The sequence below is a fragment of the Actinoplanes sp. NPDC051859 genome, assembly GCF_044452725.1.
In the GTDB taxonomy this organism is placed as follows: Bacteria; Actinomycetota; Actinomycetes; order Mycobacteriales; family Micromonosporaceae; genus Actinoplanes.
Genome location: NZ_JBITBX010000008.1, coordinates 155,335 through 173,523, shown reverse-complemented (window position 1 = coordinate 173,523; position 18,189 = coordinate 155,335). Strand labels below are relative to the sequence as shown.

Genomic DNA, 18,189 nt, shown 5'->3' with positions numbered 1-18,189 from the left:
CTGCGGGTCAGGACCCGGCGTCCGGCAGTAAGCCGAGTGTCCTGGCCCGCAGCACGGTCGCCAGCCGGTCTGACGTGCCGAGTTTGCGATAGAGAGCGGCGAGGTGTTTGTGCACCGTACCGGTGCTGATGCCGAGGCGGCGGCCGATGGCGGCCGCGGTCAGCGACTCGGCGAGCAGGGCCAGCACGTCCAATTCCCGGGGGGTGAGTCGGCGGACCGAGGGGTCCGCCGACTCTGCCGGGTCCGGTTCGTCGAGCGGGATGCCGGTGATCCGGCCCAGCCAGTGCGGCGTGGCGGCACACCGCCGGAAATCGGCGCGGGCCGCCGCGATCTCTTTGCCCGCGCGGGCGGGACTGGTCGCGTCGCGGTAGGCCGCACCGAGGTAGAGCCGGGAGCGGGCGGCGCCGAGCCGGTCCCCGGCGTGGGCGAACAGCGCTGTCGCCCGGGTCGCGTGCCCGGCGGCGGCGCGGGGGTCGGTGGGCAGGACGGCATGCACCTGGGTCAAAGCGATCATCCCGGCGTGCCGGGGCAACACGTTCCCGGCGGCGAGGAGGTTGGCCGCGGCAGCGGCCAGTTCCCCGGTCAGCCGCCGGTCGCCGGTCGCCGCGGCTGCGGCTGCCAGGACGTCGTACCAGCGGGGTCGCCAGAGCGGGCGGACGTTGGGCAGGCCGGGACCGTGTCCGGCGCCCAGCATGAGCTCGAGGCAGCCTTCCGAATCTCCGGCGGCGTAGCGCGCCCAGCCGAGCATTCCTTCCGCCGAGGCGGACTGCCAGTCGCGTTCGCCGGTGGCGAGCGACTCGGCTTCCGTGCCCGCCGCCAGCGCCTGGTCGAGGTCGTTGGTCCAGACCAGCGCCCAGCAGCGATAGCCCTGCACGCGGGCGCGGCCGTCGCGACCGCCGGTCAGGGTGACCGATTCCAGCGCGTCGTCCAGCAACGGCAGGGCTTCGCTGAGGTCGCCGGTGCAGCAGTGCACCACACCCTCGATGGTCTGCAACGAGCCGATCAGGTGGCTCTGACCGGTGGCGCGGGCGACCCGCAGGGCGCGGCGCAGGTGCCGCCGGGCGGGGGCGTACCGCTCGAGGTAGAGCTCACCCCACCCGAGGAACAGGGCGGCGTCGAGCCGCTCCGCGAGCTCGTGGTCGGGCATGGCGTCGACCATGTCGCGGGCCTCGTCCAGCCGGGTGGCGGACTGCTCGTCCCCCCTGCCGGAGGCCTGACTGACCGCGACGCCGACGCCGAGCGCGGCGGCGAGCAACGCCCGGTTTCCGGTGCTGCGGGCGGTGCCGATGGCCTCGGTGACCGTGGCGTCGCCGGCAGTACCGGTCATCAGGGTGGTCAGCGCCAGCGCGACCCGCAACGTGCCGGCCGCCAGGCCCACCGGCGCGGGCGAGCCGTCCAGTTCGCGCAGCACGAGGGCGTGTGCCTCCTCGTGCTCGCCGAGCAGGTGGAGCAGCGCGCAGAGGAAGCTGATCACCCGGGACCGGGGCTCGCTGCCGGGCGGGAGCAGGCCCAGGATCTCGCTGAGCAGGGCCCGACCCTCGTCGAGGCGCCCGGTGATGCCGAGAGCTTCGGCGCGCAGGTGCAGGAGCTCGATGTGGGTGGCGGTGGTTGCGGCCTGCCGGGGGAGGAGAGCGTGCGCGGCGCGGAGCCAGTGCGCGGCTGTCGCCGGGGTGATCCGCAGCGCTTCCTCTGCCGCCGTACGCAGCAGGGCGACCGCTTCCAGGTCGCCGACGACGGCTGAGGCTTCCACGTGCACGGCCTGCTCGGCGAGGGGCGCGTCTCGCCGACGCAGTTCCGCAGCGGCCCGAGCGTGGGCCGCAACCCGCCAACCCGGCCCGGCGTGGTGGTACGCGGCATTGCGCAGCAACGGGTGCCGGAACCGTACCGCACCGCCGAATCCCGCCGGGCGCACCAGATCCCGCGCCGTGAGGTCGTCGAGCGCGTCGAGCACGGTGCCCAACGGCAACTCCGCCACGGCGGACAGCAAGCCGGGATCGGTGTCGTCTCCGGTCACGGCCGCCGCGTGCAGGGTTTGCCGGCGGTCTGGATCGAGCGTGGCGAACTCGCCGGCCAGTGCGGAGGCGACATTGGGCGGCGGTTCGGTGCCGTCGATCGCGGCGCCCCGGGCGAGCAGTTCGAGGTGGAACGGGTTGCCGGCGCTGGCGTCGTACAGCTGGCGACGGCGTCGGGGGCTGGCCTCGGTGGGTAGCAGCGGCGCGGCCTCGGCGAAGGACAGCGGACCGACCGAGGCGATCGTGGCGAGCCCGCTGCGGACCGCCTCGGTCAGGGCGTGGCTGAGCCGGGCCGGCACCTGCCGCGGCCGGTACGCCAGGGCGAGCAGCACCCCGCCCCGCGGCGGGTGGCGCAGCAGGTGGTCGAGGAGCTCGATCGACCCGGGGTCGCTCCAGTGCAGATCGTCGAGGATCAGCACCAGCCCACGATCGGCGGCGATGACCTCCAACAGGGAGCGCACCGCCCGGTGCACCCGGTAGCGCTCGGAGGCCAGCAGCACCGGTTCGTCGAGCGGGGCCGGCTCGCTGGACAGCCGGGGAAAGATGGTCCGCAAGAGTTGCAGGTCGGCGGCGCGTGGGCCGGGGACGAGGGCCGTGGCCGCCCGGGTGTCGACGTGGTCGGCTAGCGCGTTGCGGATCGTGCCGAACGGCACCTCGCGTTCGAATTCGGCGGCTTGGCCGGCCAGGACGGGGCAACCCTGCCGTCGGGCCTCGGCGGCCAGCTCGGCGAGCAGCCGGGTCTTGCCGATGCCGGGATCTCCGCAGACCCCTACCACCACGGGCCCGGCGGCGCGTCGGTCCAGTGCGTCGCGCAGCACGGCCAGCTCCGCGGTCCGGCCGGCCAGTGTCTCGCGCACGAGTCCGTCCCCCCTCGCGGGGCGCATGCCGCCCTCCGCGCGCTGGATCTTATCCATCGACGGACGACGGTCGTCAACGTGGAGACGGGAGGCCGACACAGAACACATCTGCGTCGGCGAGCAACCTTTCGCGGCCCGGCGGCCACTTGATGCTCGGTACGTGGATCCCGGCCTGCGCCGGACGGCTGGAAGGAAGCTTGGTGCCGCATTCTCGTCAGCGTTGGACCCTGTCACTGGCCCTGGTGAGCGGTGTTGCCGCCGCTGCTGGCCTGGTGGCCGCCGCATTGCCCTCCGACGCGGGTACGGCGCGGCTGCCGGTTGCCGGCACCGCGTACACCCTGCGGGTGGAGCGGAGTGACCTCTGCCTGGACGTGACCGATGGCAGCCGGGTGCGCGGTGCCCGCCTGCAGCAGTGGGGCTGTGCCGCCGGGGCGAGCTGGCAGCAGTTCCGCGCTGTCGCCGCCGAGGGCGGGCTGCTCGCGCTCGCGAATGTGCAGAGCGGGTTGTGCGTTGCCGTGCCGGATGGCTCGACCACCAGCGGTCGCCAGGTCGTCCAGGACACCTGCGACGGGCAACGGACCAGCCAGCTCTGGACGTTGCAGCGGGCTCGCAAGGGCACGATCCGGGTGATCAACGCCAACAGCGGGCTGTGCCTCAGCGATCTGGGCGCGCAGACCACACCGGGCGCGGCGATCATCCAGGAGACCTGCACCAACAATTCGAACAAGCGGTGGACCTTCACCGCCGTGGACGCGGCGGCGCCGGGCGAGCGTACCGAGACTCCGGTGACCGCGGCCGACCTCGTGGTGGCGCCGACCGGCGACGACGGTGGTCCCGGCACGCTCGCGAAGCCCTTCGCCACGCTGGCCAGGGCGGTTGAGGTGGTGCGGCCGGGCCAGACGATCGCGCTGCGGGGCGGCGTCTACCGGCCAACGGTGACCACCCGGATCACCACCAGCGGAACCGCCACCGCGCGGATCATGCTCAGCAACTATGCCGGGGAACATCCCGTGCTGGACTTCGGGGCGGTGCCGGCCGACCAGTGGGGCATCGACCAGCGGTCGAACCACTGGACCGTGCAGGGCCTGGAGTTGCGCAACGCCCGCAACCATCCGTACGTGTGCACGTCGTGCCAGCGGAACGTGTTCCAGCGGCTGGACTCGCATGACCACCAGTCCAGCGGGTTCACGCTGCGGGGCGAGGGCACGATCGGCAACCGGATCGTGGACAGCGACTTCCACCACAACCACGACGACGCGACCAAGGGCCAGAACGCCGACGGGATCGACGTGAAGTTCGGCTCCGGCGCAGGCAACGTCATCGAGGGGGTTCGGCTGTTCGCCAACGCTGACGACGGCATCGACCTGTGGGCGTTTACCAGCCCGGTCACCATCGCGCGCAGCTGGGCGTACGGCAATGGGGTGAACCGGTGGAACGTGGCGGGCTGGGAGGGCAACGGCAACGGGTTCAAGCTGGGTGGCGGCCGTCCGGTCCCGCCGGTGGCGCATGTCGTCACGGACAGCCAGGCGTGGGACAACACCGCGAACGGGTTCACGGAGAACTCCAACGCCGGTGCGCTGCGGGTGACGCGCAATGCCGCGTACCGAAATGGCGGGGCCGGGTTCTTCTTCCACGACTCGCAGGCCGCGCTGACCGGCAACCTCGACCTGGCAAACGGCAGCAAGCTGGTGCTCGGCGACCGGGTCGCTGAGCAGGGCAACTCGTGGAACGGCGGTGGCGCGCCGGCGGTGGCCGGCACGGACCCGGCGGTGGCGCAGGGAGCCCGGCGCGCCGACGGTGGGCTGCCGGCGACCGGATTCCTGCGCGACAGCAAGCAGGTCTACGGCGCGCGGTCCTCCGGGTAGCGGGCTCCGCCGTCCGACTCGTCGCTCAGCGGGCGGGCTCCGCCTTCGGGTGGGCCCGCCACCGACTGCTGTCCGGCGGCCAGCTCGGGAAACTTCGCGTCGAACGCCGGGCGTTCCGAGCGGATGCGCGGCATCCGGTCGAAGTTGCGCAGCGGCGGCGGGCTGGACGTCGCCCATTCCAGCGAGTTGCCGTGTCCCCACGGGTCGTCCACGGTGACGAGCTGGCCGGCCTTGTACGACTTCCACACGTTGTAGAGGAACGGCAGCGTGGCGGCGCCGAGCACGAACGAGCCGACGGTGGAGATCATGTTCAGGGTGGTGAACCCGTCGGTGGCCTGGTAGTCGGCGTAGCGGCGGGGCATGCCTTCGGCGCCGAGCCAGTGCTGCACCAGGAAGGTGCTGTGGAATCCGACGAAGGTCAGCCAGAAGTGCACCTTGCCGAGTCGGTCGTCGAGCATCCGGCCGAACATCTTGGGGAACCAGAAGTAGACCCCGGCGAACACCGCGAACACGATCGTGCCGAACAGGACGTAGTGGAAGTGCGCGACGACGAAGTAACTGTCCTGGACGTGGAAGTCGATGGGCGGCGAGGCCAGCAGCACGCCGGTGAGCCCGCCGAGCAGGAACGTCATCATGAAGCCCAGCGCGAACAGCATCGGCGTCTCGAAGCTGAGCTGGCCGCGCCACATCGTGCCGATCCACACGAAGAACTTCATCCCGGTGGGTACGGCGATGAGAAAGCTCAGGAAGCTGAAGAACGGCAGCAACACCTGGCCGGTGGTGAACATGTGGTGGGCCCACACGCTGAAGGACAGCATCGCGATCAGCAGCGTGGCGCTGACCAGTCCCTTGTAGCCGAACAGCGGTTTGCGGCTGAAGACGGGGATGACCTCGGTGATGATGCCGAAGAAGGGCAGCGCCACCACGTACACCTCGGGGTGGCCGAAGAACCAGAACAGGTGCTGCCACAGCATCGGACCGTTGGTCTCCGGGGCGAAGACCTGCGCGCCAAGGATGCGGTCGGCGGCGAGCGCGAACAGCGTGGCCGCCAGGAACGGGAACACGACGATGACCAGCAGGCTGGTGACCAGGATGTTCCACGTCATGATGGGCATCCGGAACATCGTCATGCCGGGCGCCCGCAGGGTGAGGATCGTCGTGATCATGTTGACCCCGCCGAGGATCGTGCCGAGCCCGGACAGCGCCAGCCCGACCACCCACATGTTCCCGCCCAGCCCCGGCGAGTGGGTGCTGTCGCTGAGCGGCGTGTAGCCGGTCCAGCCGAAATCCGCCGCCCCGGACGGGGTGAAAAACCCGCCGACCGCGATGATCCCACCGAACAGGTAGAGCCAGTACGCGAACGCGTTGAGTCGCGGAAACGCCACGTCGGGGGCGCCGATCTGCAGCGGCACCACGAAGTTGGCGAAGGCGAACACGATCGGCGTCGCGAAGAACAGCAGCATGATCGTGCCGTGCATGGTGAACAGCTGGTTGTACTGCTCCGGCGACAGCAGTTGCATGCCCGGCCGGGCCAGCTCCGCCCGCATCAGCAACGCCATCAGCCCGCCGACGACGAAGAACGCAAACGCGGTGACCATGTACATGATCCCGATCTGCTTCGCGTCGGTGGTGCGCAACGTCCGGGCCAGCGCGTTGCCCCGGACGGCCGGGCGCACCGGGTAGGGACGCGGGGTGACGGGTCTCGGGGCGACGGCGGTCATGACGTCCTCCGGGGGGTGACGGCAAGCTCAGCGACCGCCCTGACGCTACGCCGATGACCCGACGCGCGCATCAAGCTCGTCGATGCGATGCCGGCGGTGGCGACAATGGGCCAGGATGAACTGGGTCCGGCGCGCATCCCGGACGAGGGTGGGGTGACTCGTGGGTGGCCGGACGGCGCAGCGCCAGGCGGTGCTCGACATCGGCTCCAACACGGCCAATCTGCTGGTCACCGACGCCGACGGCGGGCTGCCGCTGCCCGCGTTGAGCTGGAAGATGCGCACCGGGCTATCGGAACGGCTGGCCCCGGACGGCACCATCCCGTCCGCCGGGCGCAAACGGCTGGTCGAGGCGGTGGGCCGGGCCGCCGTCGAGATGCGGCGCGCGCGGGTGGACGTCTTTTTCGCGTACGCGACAGCTTCCGTCCGCGACGCGCCGAACCGGGACCGGGTGCTCGCTGAGGTGGAGGCGAAGACCGGCATCCGGCTCGGCACGCTCACCGGCCTGCAGGAGGCGCAGCTGACGTTTCTCGCCGCGCGCCGCTGGCTGGGCTGGTGCGCGGGGCCGATGCTGCTGCTCGACATCGGCGGCGGCACCCTCGAGGTGGCCTTCGGGCGGGACCGGCTGCCGGATTCCGCGCTGTCGCTGCCGCTGGGCGCGGGACGGCTGACCCGCGAGTTCCTGCGCGACGGTGACCCGCCGTCCGCCCGGGCGGTTCGCAATCTGCGGCGCCATGTCCGGGAGCAGGTACGGGAGATCGCGGCCCGGGGTTCCTGGGAGTCGCCCCGGACGGCGGTGGCTGCCTCCAAGACGTTTCAGCAGCTCGCTCGGCTCACCGGGTCCGCGCCGCTGCGCCGCGGTCCGTTCGAGCCCCGGGACCTTCGCCGGCAGACCCTGCGACCGTGGATTGACAAGCTCGCGGCTACCGCATCGGCGGATCGGCAGCGGCTGCCCGGCGTCTCGGCGCATCGTGCCCGGCAGATTCTCGCCGGTGCCGTGGTCGGCTACGAGGTGATGCGCGGGCTCGACGTCGAGGCGGTGCGGATCTGCCCGTGGGGTCTGCGGGAGGGCATTCTGCTGCGCCGGCTGGAGTCCGAACCACCCGAGCCGTCGAATGCGCAGTGGCGGAGCCGGACCGGTTCGTCCGTGATCTGACAGTTCCTTCTCGCGTTTGTCCGCATCCCGTGTCCGACCTCTTGATCTTCCGGCGGTGCATACTGTCCGCCGGTCGCCGCTGCCACCCCTGGCAAAGGCGGCGAAAACGGCGAAAGGGTCGAAGCGGTGAGTGACTACACGCCCGTACGGCAGCGTCAGGCGCCGGCCGCCGCCGTCGCCGACCCGGACCTGCGCCGGTTGCTGGCCGGGCTGACCGCCGTGCGCGATGGCGACTTCCGCACCCGCCTGCCGCAGGACGGGGACGGACTGCTCGCGGAGATCGCCACCGTGTTCAACGGCATGGTCGACCAGCTGTCCCTGTTCACCTCCGAGGTGACCCGGGTGGCCCGCGAAGTCGGCACCGAGGGCCAACTGGGCGGCCAGGCAGAGGTCCCCGGCGTGTCCGGCACGTGGAAAGACCTGACCGACTCGGTCAACGCGATGGCCGGCAACCTCACCGACCAGGTCCGCGACATCGCCCAGGTCGCCACCGCCGTAGCCACCGGCGACCTGTCCCAGAAGATCACCGTCGACGTCCGCGGCGAGATCCTCGAGCTCAAGAACACCATCAACACGATGGTGGATCAGCTGTCGTCGTTCGCCGATGAGGTCACCCGGGTGGCCCGCGAGGTCGGCAGCGAAGGCCGCCTCGGTGGTCAGGCGCAGGTCAGCGGGGTGGCGGGCACCTGGCGTGACCTCACCGACTCGGTCAACTTCATGGCCGGCAACCTCACCAACCAGGTGCGGAACATCGCCCAGGTGACCACGGCGGTAGCCCGCGGCGATCTGTCGCAGAAGATCACCGTCGACGCCCGGGGCGAGATCCTCGAGCTCAAGAGCACGATCAACACGATGGTGGATCAGCTGTCGTCGTTCGCCGACGAGGTCACCCGGGTCGCCCGCGAGGTCGGCACCGACGGGCGACTTGGCGGTCAGGCGCAGGTCAGCGGGGTGGCGGGCACCTGGCGTGACCTCACCGACTCGGTCAACTCGATGGCCGGCAACCTCACCGGCCAGGTCCGCAGCATCGCCCAGGTCGCGACCGCGGTGGCCCGCGGCGACCTGTCGCAGAAGATCACCGTCACCGCCCGCGGCGAGATCCTCGAGCTGAAAAGCACGATCAACACGATGGTGGACCAGCTGTCGTCGTTCGCCGACGAAGTCACCCGGGTCGCCCGCGAGGTCGGCACCGAAGGCCAGCTCGGTGGTCAGGCCGAAGTCGAAGGCGTCTCGGGGACCTGGAAACGACTCACCGAGAACGTCAACGAACTCGCCGGCAACCTCACCCGCCAGGTCCGCGCCATCGCCGAGGTCACCAGCGCCGTAGCCACCGGCGACCTCACCCGCTCGATCACCGTGGACGCGTCCGGCGAGGTAGCCGAGCTCAAAGACAACATCAACTTCATGGTGCAGTCGTTGCGCGAAACCACCCGGGCCAACCAGGAACAGGACTGGCTGAAAACCAACCTGGCCCGCATCGCCAGCCTCATGCAGGGCCACCGCGACCTCGGCGTCGTCGCCACCCTGGTGCTGAACGAGCTCGCCCCGCTGGTCAACGCGCAGCTCGGCACCTTCCTGCTGATGGACGAGAGCACCGGCACCGAGCTGCGGGTGGTCGGCTGCTACGGCCACGCCGGCACCGGACGGCGGTTCGCGCTCGGCGAGTCGCTGGTCGGGCAGGCCGCGGTGGGTAAGCGGCCCATCGTCGTCAACGACCTGCCCGGCGCATACTTCACCGTGTCGTCCAGCCTCGGTGCGGCCGTACCCATGCAGCTCGTGGTCCTGCCGATCGTGGTCGAGGACCAGGTACTGGGGGTCATCGAGCTCGCCGCCATGGCCGCGTTCACCGACGTGCACCGCGACTTCCTCGATCAGCTGATGGAGGCCATCGGCGTCAACGTCAGCACGATCGTGGCGAACGCCCGCACCGACGTGCTGCTCACCGAGTCGCAGCGGCTGGCCGCCGAGCTGCAGGCCCGCTCGGAGGAGCTCCAAGCGCGCTCGGAGGAGCTGCAGCGCTCCAACGCCGAGCTGGAGGACAAGGCCACCCTGCTGGCCCGGCAGAACCACGACATCGAGACCAAGAACTCCGAGATCGAGCAGGCCCGCCAGGAGCTCGAAGCCCGCGCCCAGCAGCTCGCCCTCGCCTCGAAGTACAAGTCGGAATTCCTGGCGAACATGAGCCACGAGCTGCGTACGCCGCTCAACTCCCTGCTCATCCTGGCCCAACTGCTCGCGCAGAACCCGTCACACAACCTCACCGCGAAACAGGTCGAGTACGCCGGCGTGATCCACTCCGCCGGCACCGACCTGCTGCAACTCATCAACGACATCCTCGACCTGTCCAAGGTCGAAGCCGGCAAGATGGACATCGCCCCGGAGGCGTTCGACCTGCGGGTCCTCGTGGAGTACGTCGAAGCGACCTTCCGCCCGCTCACCACCGCCCGCGGCCTCGCCTTCGACGTCTCCACGGCCGCCGACGTGCCCGCCGGGCTGTTCACCGACGACCAGCGCCTGCGTCAGGTCCTGCGCAACCTGCTCTCCAACGCGGTCAAGTTCACCGAAGCGGGCCGGGTCCGGCTGCGCATCGAACACGCCCACCCCGACGAGCTGTCCGCGCGGCTCACCGGGCAGCCGACCGTGCTGGCCTTCCGGGTGGTGGACACCGGCATCGGCATCGCCGACCAGCAGCTCAGTGCCATCTTCGACGCGTTCCAGCAAGCCGACGGCACCACCAGCCGGCGGTACGGCGGCACCGGCCTCGGCCTGTCGATCAGCCGGGAGATCGCCCACCTCCTCGGCGGCGAGATCCGGGCGCAGAGCGAGCTGGGCCGCGGCAGCACCTTCACGCTGTACCTGCCGGCCACGCAGGAGCCCGTGCCGGCGGTGGCTGCGGTGCCGGGCTTCGCACGTACCCGTCGATTGTTGGTGGTGGAAAGCCCGCCGAACGGCCTGCTGACGCTGTTGGCGGAGGGCGCGGCGGCCGCCGTGGCCGGGAAGCACGGTCCGGTCCGGGTCGTCACCGCCGTCGACACTGAGACCGCGATCGCCGATCTGCGGGCCGAGCCCTGTCACGCCGTGGTGCTGGACCTCGCCATGCCGGCGGATACCGGCTCCGCGTTCCTGCATGCCCTGCACGAGGATCCCGCACTGCGCGACGTGCCGGTGCTCGCCTATCAGGGGCAGCGCCTGAGCGCCGCCCAGGAGACGCTGCTGCAGGCGTTGTCGCAGACCCGCCCGCTCGAGGTGTTGCCGGGTCTCGACGAGCTGCGCGAGCGCATCACGGCGCAGCTGAGCGGAGCCGCCGCCGCACACCTGACGCCGGCCCCGGCCGCCGATTTCGGCCGGCTCTCGACGACGTTGGCGGGGCGCAAGGTCCTGGTCGTCGACGACGACGCCCGCAACGTGTTCGCCCTCACCAACATCCTCGAACTGCACGGCATTCAGGTGCGCTACGCGGAGAACGGCCGCCGGGGCATCGAGATCCTCGCCGAGCAGTCCGACATCGACCTCATCCTGATGGACGTGATGATGCCGGAGATGGACGGGTACGCCGCGACCGCCGCGATCCGCGCCATGCCGGAGTACGCGGACCTGCCGATCATCGCGGTAACGGCGAAGGCGATGCAGGGGGACCGCGAGAAGAGCCTCACCTCCGGCGCCAGCGATTACGTGACCAAACCGGTGGACGCTGCGGACCTGCTCGCCTGCATCGACCGGTGGCTGGCCGCCAAGCCCGAATAATTCCTGCTGGCGGCCGAAAGCGACCGCCCTCACTCCGACTCAGTCCGCCGGGGCGAGGCGCCGAAGAGAAAAGTGTGCGAAAGCGACTTCTCGACTTCTCCGTCGGTGCCCGCCTCGGTGCCGCGTTTCTCCTTGTCTGCGCCCTTCTGGTCACCGTCGCCGGTGCTGGCGCCTGGGGCGCCCAGCGCCAGCGCCAACTCCAGAAAGATCTGACCAAGCTTCGCGGCCTCGCCGACCAGGCCGAGGAGCTGCGCCTGCTCAACACCGACATCAGCGGCTGGCAGGGCTACATCATGGCCCAGGCGCTGACCGAAGGCGTCCCCGCGGCCGTCGACCCCGAAGGCATCAACCGCGGTGGCCTGCTGGCCTCCAAGAAGGCCGTCTACGAGCTGCTGCCCACGGTCGACCGGGCCTCGATGAGCGCTGCCGAAGTCACCGAGCTCGACCGGCAGCGCGGCCTCTGGGACACCTACTTCCAGTTCGACGACCAGTTCGTCGCCCTGCTCGCCAAGAACACGCCGGCGACGACGGACCAGGCGAACGAGATCGTCAACAACGAGCTCGATACCGCCTGGCGCGACCTGCTCGAGTCGACCGAGAAACTGATCGCCTCGGTCGCCGCCCGGGTCAAAGCGCTGACCGCCGAGGTCGACCGGATCGGCAGCCTGGTCATCACGACCGTGCTCGGCGCGGGCGGCCTGGCCGTCGTCCTGGCGCTGCTGCTCAGCATCCTCGTCACCCGCTCGGTCGTCCGGCCGCTGCAGCACAGCATCCGCGTCCTGGGCCAGGTCGGTGCCGGTGACCTCACCGTCAGCACCGGGCTCACCAGCCGGGACGAGACCGGACGGCTCGGCCAGGCCGTCGACGCCATGTCCGCCGACCTGCGCAGCACCGTCCGCGCCCTCGCCGAAAGCGCCGACACCCTCGCCGACGCGTCGTCGCAGCTCTCCGCCACCAGCGGCAGCCTCGCGGCCGGCGCCGCTGACACCGCTGCCGAGGCCGCCCGCGCATCCGGCGCCGTTGCCCAGGTCTCCGACCACGTCCAGGGCGTCGCCAGCGGCGCCGTCGAGATGGACGCCGCGATCGGCGAGATTGCCCGCAGCGCCTCCGCGGCCGCCGAATTCGGCGTCGAGGCCGTCAAAGCAGTGGAGGCCAGTTCCGCCACCGTCGCGGAACTCGGCGTCTCCTCCGCGGAGATCGGCGACGTGGTCAAGGTGATCACCTCGATCGCCGAACAGACCAACCTGCTCGCGCTCAACGCCACCATCGAAGCGGCCCGCGCCGGCGAGATGGGCAAGGGCTTCGCCGTCGTCGCGGGCGAGGTCAAAGACCTCGCCCAGGAAACCGCCCGCGCCACCCAGGACATCATCGCCCGGGTCAACTCCATTCAGGGTACGAGCCAGGCAGCCGTCCAGGCCATCAACCGCATCCGCGACGTGGTGACCGAAATCGATGCCTACCAGTCCACGATCTCCGCAGCAGTCGAGGAGCAGAGCGCCACCAGCCGCGAAATGAGCCGCGGCGTCTCCGAGACCGTCAACGGCGCCACCGAGATCGCGGCAGCCGTCCGCGGCGTGGCCGACGCAGCCCGCACCACCGACGCGGGCGTCGACCAGGCCCGTACGGCAGCCTCCGAACTGGCAGCAATGTCCGGTGGCCTGCGCGACCTGGTCGGCAGGTTCCGCTACTGACCCTTGACCTATCCATGAAGCTCGATTAGACCGGCAGGGTGACGATCAGCCGAGCCATGGAGGACGACGTGGTCCACGACAGCCCGCACCGCACTTTCAGCCCGAGCTCCGCCCCACTCCACGATGGCCGTCCGTTCGGTATGCGCCGCGCTTTGCGGTCCGCCGGCGGGGTGATTGCGGCGCTGGTGGTGCTCGGCGGCGGGCTGGTCGGTGCGACACCGGCCGCTGCCAGCCCTGCATCTACGCAGGGCATGCCCACGCGGGTCGGAGCTGGCCTCGCCGGTGCGGATCCCACCGATCCGACCGGCGGGCCGTGCGCCTACACGCCGACCCCGGAGGAACCCGCAGCCCGGCCGGTGCCCCTGCCCCCCGACCCGCGCCGCACCCCCAGTCGAGGCACCGTCCAGGTGCTGTTGCAGACCAACCTCGGACCGATCCCGCTCGAACTCGACCGCGCGGCGGCGCCGTGCACGGTGCAGAGCTTCCTGCACCTCGTCCGGCACCGGTTCTACCACCGCACGATCTGCCACCGGCTGACCGCGTACCCGACGCTCAAGGTGTTGCAGTGCGGCGATCCGAGCGGCACCGGCTCGGGCGGCCCGGGCTACCGCTACGCCGACGAACTGCCCACCGACCTGCCGCCCGCCCCGACCGACCCCACCGGTGAACGCAAGGTCTACGCCCGCGGGGTGCTAGCCATGGCAAACGCCGGCCCGGACACCAACGGCAGCCAGTTTTTCCTGGTCTACGGCGACTCCGCCCTGCGCCCGAACTACTCGATCTTCGGCACTGTCCCCGCCGCCGGCCTTGACACCCTCGACAAGGTAGCTGCCGGTGGCATCGCCCCGACGCCGGAGGACCCGGCGCCCGTGGACGGTGCGCCCGCCCTGACCACCACGATCAAGACCGCCAAAATCCAGCACTGACGCAGGCGGTCGGGGTTCTCCGGCGCTCCAGTGCGGAGAACCCCGCTGCCGAAAGCGTTTGCCGGTCCCGGTCCCGGTCCCGGTCGGCGGCGCTAGGCCTGGCCTGCACAACTGGTTCCGCGGCGGGCCGCTCGACCGATACGCACCGGCGGCCCGCCTGGCCTTGGACACCCTGGGCGACCGAATCCCCCGCGCTGCGGTCATCGCGGTGCTGGACGCCGCGCTGGAAGCCGCCCGGGACGGCCAGCCGGGCTCTGTGGAAGGCGTTGATCACACTCGCCCACGCCGCCGCTGCTGCCGAGCAGCGGCGAGTCATTGCCGAAGGTCTCCTCGACGCGGGCCACGGCGCACACCACCGACGCCCTGGCGGCACTCCCACCTCGACGCGGATAGCCGTCACGGAAATAGTCGATATCGCACGCCTCGCGACGAGCTGACTGAACATTCGTTATGGGGTTAACAGCTTCTTCTTCAGTTGGTGCGAGCTTTCTTGTTCGGGCGCCGCAATTGGACCGTACCGTCATTGTCGCCGCTCGGGAGAAACCCTCCGGCGGGTTCATCGGTCGAGCTGCGGGAGACCCCCGTAGCCATTTTCGAAGGAAGTCGAGAAATGCGAAGCGCCGTTTTGGTCGCGACCGCCGCCGTCCTGCTCGCACCCAGCGCCGCTCAGGCTGCGCCGCGCGAGACCACCACCCTGCTGGGCACGTACGGCTTCGGTCGTGCCGATGTCATCGCCGCCGGAGGTCTGGCGGCGGGGACGTGGAGCTCTGCGCGCGTCTCCTCACGCTTTGCCGGGGATGACCTGGTGGTGACGTTTGTTCCGCCGACTACGCGGTCCGCGACCGAGCAGCAGATCTATACCGCGATGTACAACGAGGTGTCCGACCCGCGTGCCGAGTGCGAGCGGGTCGGGGCGGACGGGGTCGCCAAGGGCGTGTGGATGACCTACCGCTGCCGCACCGGTATCGCGCCCAACTACACCCTTCTCGTGCGCTGACAATTCACCCAGAATTTGATGAACCGACAATTCTCAGGAGTAGACGATGAGGTCTCTCACCGCTCGCGCGTTCACCGTTTGCGTCGCTGCGGGAATCACGTGGGGTGTGGGCGGGTCGCCGGCATCAGCTGCCGATGACATTGAATTCCAGCTGACCGTGGGACGGACGACAGTCACCGGCATTTACGATCTCGCGATGAGTATTCCGGAACAGCCGGTGCCGCCGATCGTGGTCGATGGCGCGCTCGCCGTCCACAGCCGGTCCGGCTGCGCCGTGGTCCAGCTCGCCGCCAACGGGCCGGCCGACGAGATCATCTGGCCCACGATCGCCCACCAGTGCGGCCGGGGCGGCGCCGACTTCCAGGCCCGCACCACCTACCTCTTCGGCGGAGCGAAGCCGCCGCTGCGACTCTGCGCCGGCCCGACGCTGGCAGCCGCCGAAAGCGGCCGCCACTGCGACGTCTACACCCCGCCGGCCGACCGCTGACCTTGCTGGGGGACAGCCCGGTTCCCGTCACCTGTTCGGATGGCGGGAACCGGGTCTTCCACACCCCCGCGGCTTGCTGGCGAGGCGGTAGTGGCTGCTGAGCGGCTTGGGGCCGTCGATCGTGGAGTGCCTGGTGAGCAGCGCGAACTCTGGTCGCGGTGCTGCTGGCGTACGGAAGGGGGAAGTGGCTGTTCTCGCTTTTCGATGCCTGTGATCGCGCTTAGATGAGGACATGGCGTCGGTGCTGGTTGCAGAGGACGACCAGGATCATCAGCGGTTGATTGCCGGGGTGGTCCGGCGGCTGGGGCACGACGTGACGGTGGCCGACGACGGGCGCGCGGCGCTGGTCGCGGCGGCGCATCGGCGGCCGGATCTTGTGGTTGCCGACGTGGACATGCCGGAGATGGACGGGTTGCAGCTGTGTCGGGCGCTGCGGGGGGACCCGGTGCTGGCGGATGTGCCGGTGGTGTTGGTGACGGCGCTGTCGATGATCGACGAGCGGCGGTTGCGGGAGAGCGGTGCGCGGGCGGTCATTCGGAAGCCGTTCACTCTGCAGCAACTGTCTGCGGCGTTGGTGCCGCACCTGGCGCAGGGAGAGCCGCCGCGGAAGGGCCGGCCGCCGCTGGTGCGGGATCCGGCGCTGGAACAGGTGTTCGTGGAGGCGCTGCTGCAGAGTACCGACACCGGGCTGTGTGCCTGCGACGCCACCGGCCGCATGATCATGATGAATACCGTGGTGCGGGGCTTCTTCGGGGACGACAGCGCGGGGATTCCGTTGCAGGAGTGGGCGCAGCATTTCGCGTTGCGGCATCATGACGGGTCGCCGTTGCTGGCCTACGATCTGCCGATCAGCCGGGCGTTACGCGGTGAGGTGGTGGAGCATGCCGGGCTGCTGGCGACCGACCGGCGGGGCCGTCCGCGCTGGCTGACCATCAACGCCAGGCCGGTGTGTGATCCCGACGGCGCGGTGGTCGGTGCGGTCGCCGCGGTGCACGACATCACCGGTGAGTACAAGTCGAGTCTCTATCAGGCCTGCACCACGGAGGTCCTGAAGGCGCTCGCGGAGAGCCGCAGCGCGGCGGAGGCGCACCAGGAGGTCGTACGGACGATCGGCGGCACGCTGGGCTGGCGGTACGTCCGCCTGTGGCTGGTCGATCCGGTCACCGGGCGGCTGCGGCTGGAGGCGAGCTATACCGGTCCGCACGAGCGGCCGCTGCCTGCCCCCGCGAGCATCGCCCGGGGTCAGGGGCTGGCCGGGTTGTGCTGGCAGCGCGGCGAGCTGGTGTGGGTGCCCGACATTCATGCGGCGGACGCGCCGATCCTGCCGGAAGTCGTCGCGGGGAGCCGGTTTCGGGCCGCGGGGGCGGTGCCGGTGCGCAGCGGTGAACATGTCAGTGGGGTGCTGACCTTCTTCTCGTACGACCCGCAGGAGCCGGAGCCCGCCTTGGCCGTTCTGCTGACCGGGATCGCGGGCAGTGTGGGCGCGCACCTGCAGCAGCACCGGGCCGACGACTTGGAGCATCACCTGGCCGCGGCCACCGACGAGTACATCGCGCTGGTCGGGCACGAGCTGCGGACGCCGCTGACGTCGATCGGCGCGTATGTGGAACTCATCGCCGAGGCGCCCGAGTTGACGCCGGAGCTGCGCGGATTGGCCGAGGTGGTGGACCGCAACAGCCGCCGGCTGCGTCAGCTGGTGGACCAGTTGTTGGATCTGGCGGCCCTCGACGGCGGCCACATCGGCATGCAGACCTGCCGGGTCGATCTGACCGAGCTGGTCGCGGCCGCCGCCGACACGGTACGCGGCCCGGCGGCCGACCGCCGGATCGTCATCGACACGAACCTGGCGCCGGACATTGTCGTCCCGGGTGATCGGGGCCGGCTGCGCCAGGTCGCCGACAACCTGCTCGACAATGCCATCAAGTTCAGTTACGACGGTGCCACCGTCTCTGTGCAGCTGACCGGGGACGAGGAGACGGTGGTGTTGACGATCAGCGACACCGGGATGGGTCTGTCCGACGAGGAACAACCGGACCTCTTTCGGCGGCTGCACCGCGGTGACAACGTGCGGCACAGCGGCATTCCGGGCAACGGGCTGGGGCTCGCGCTGTGCCGGGCGGTGGTCGAGCATCACCAGGGCACGATCACGCTCAGCCGGGAACATCCGACCGGCACGGCGGTTACCGTACGGCTGCCGCGCACGGCCGGATGACGGTGGCGCGCCTCGTCAGCGGCCGCCGCGACCGTGACCGCCGCCTCGGCCGCCCTGGGGTAAGACGCCATTCTCGGTGGCCTTGGTGATGGCGGCGGCCTCCTCGGCGGTGAGGGTGCCCGCGGCGACAGCGGCGTCTAGACGGGTCTTGAGTTCGGTGGCCCGGTCGGCTTTGGCTTCGGCCTGGCGCGCGGACTGCACCTTCTCCAACGCGGCGGCGACCTTGGCCTTGTCGACGCCCAGCTCGGCGGCCAGCGCGGCAGCGAGCTCGCCCTGCCGCTCCGCACGGTCCGCTTGGCGTTCTGCTTTGCCGTCCGCGCCGGGCGTCGACGGCGCCGTCGCGGAGTTCGAAGAGGACGGTCCGGGCGCCGAGGGGTCCGCCTCGGCGAAGGCGGGTCCGGCGATGCTCAGCCCCAGAATGCCGGCCGTGCCGGCCAAGGCCGCGCCGGCCGCGAGGGTGGTCAGTTTCGTGGAGCGTTTCAAGTCAACCTCCAAAGACAGGTCCGTGACTCACTCACGGTGAG

At 70.5% G+C, this 18,189-nt stretch carries 11 protein-coding genes; 8 read left to right on the top strand and 3 right to left on the bottom strand.

Going from position 1 to position 18,189, the window contains the following annotated elements; genetic code table 11:
* Positions 1–7: 7 nt before the first annotated feature.
* Positions 8–2,869, bottom strand: coding sequence for a helix-turn-helix transcriptional regulator (locus ACIA1L_RS21580; protein ID WP_396074644.1), 2,862 nt, complete (start codon positions 2,867–2,869; stop codon positions 8–10).
* 200 nt (positions 2,870–3,069) lie between these two features.
* Here ACIA1L_RS21580 and ACIA1L_RS21575 point away from each other — a divergent pair, with 200 nt between their 5' ends.
* A complete protein-coding gene (locus ACIA1L_RS21575; protein ID WP_396074643.1) occupies positions 3,070–4,734 on the top strand; it encodes an RICIN domain-containing protein in 1,665 nt (554 codons plus the stop codon).
* Here ACIA1L_RS21575 and ctaD read toward each other — a convergent pair.
* A complete protein-coding gene (ctaD, locus tag ACIA1L_RS21570) occupies positions 4,710–6,455 on the bottom strand; it encodes a cytochrome c oxidase subunit I (RefSeq protein ID WP_396074642.1) in 1,746 nt (581 codons plus the stop codon). The genes ACIA1L_RS21575 and ctaD overlap by 25 nt on opposite strands.
* Positions 6,456–6,615: 160 nt before the next feature.
* Between ctaD and ACIA1L_RS21565 the strand changes: the two genes are divergently transcribed.
* The 7 genes from ACIA1L_RS21565 (at position 6,616) to ACIA1L_RS21535 (ending at position 17,665) form a co-directional block, all read left to right on the top strand.
* A complete protein-coding gene (locus ACIA1L_RS21565; protein WP_396074641.1) occupies positions 6,616–7,608 on the top strand; it encodes a Ppx/GppA family phosphatase in 993 nt (330 codons plus the stop codon).
* 126 nt (positions 7,609–7,734) lie between these two features.
* On the top strand, positions 7,735–11,352 hold the full coding sequence (locus ACIA1L_RS21560; RefSeq protein WP_396074640.1) for a HAMP domain-containing protein: 3,618 nt from the start codon (positions 7,735–7,737) through the stop codon (positions 11,350–11,352).
* A gap of 74 nt (positions 11,353–11,426) precedes the next feature.
* A complete protein-coding gene (locus ACIA1L_RS21555; RefSeq protein WP_396074639.1) occupies positions 11,427–13,043 on the top strand; it encodes a methyl-accepting chemotaxis protein in 1,617 nt (538 codons plus the stop codon).
* Positions 13,044–13,183: 140 nt separating this feature from the next.
* Entirely contained in the window at positions 13,184–13,969 is a 786-nt protein-coding gene (locus ACIA1L_RS21550) for a peptidylprolyl isomerase (RefSeq protein WP_396074794.1), read from the top strand.
* A 610-nt stretch (positions 13,970–14,579) separates the two neighbouring features.
* Complete coding sequence (locus ACIA1L_RS21545) at positions 14,580–14,966, top strand: hypothetical protein (RefSeq protein ID WP_396074638.1); 387 nt, start codon at positions 14,580–14,582, stop codon at positions 14,964–14,966.
* Positions 14,967–15,162: 196 nt separating this feature from the next.
* Positions 15,163–15,453 (top strand): hypothetical protein, encoded by a 291-nt coding sequence (locus ACIA1L_RS21540; protein ID WP_396074637.1) that lies wholly within the window; start codon positions 15,163–15,165, stop codon positions 15,451–15,453.
* A 232-nt stretch (positions 15,454–15,685) separates the two neighbouring features.
* On the top strand, positions 15,686–17,665 hold the full coding sequence (locus ACIA1L_RS21535) for an ATP-binding protein (RefSeq protein ID WP_396074636.1): 1,980 nt from the start codon (positions 15,686–15,688) through the stop codon (positions 17,663–17,665).
* Positions 17,666–17,680: 15 nt separating this feature from the next.
* On the opposite strand, the gene ACIA1L_RS21530 is transcribed toward ACIA1L_RS21535, so the two are convergent.
* Positions 17,681–18,148 carry a hypothetical protein gene (locus ACIA1L_RS21530; RefSeq protein WP_396074635.1) on the bottom strand — a complete coding sequence of 156 codons (468 nt, stop codon included), beginning with the start codon at positions 18,146–18,148 and terminating at the stop codon, positions 17,681–17,683.
* Between the last annotated feature and the right edge of the window lie 41 nt (positions 18,149–18,189).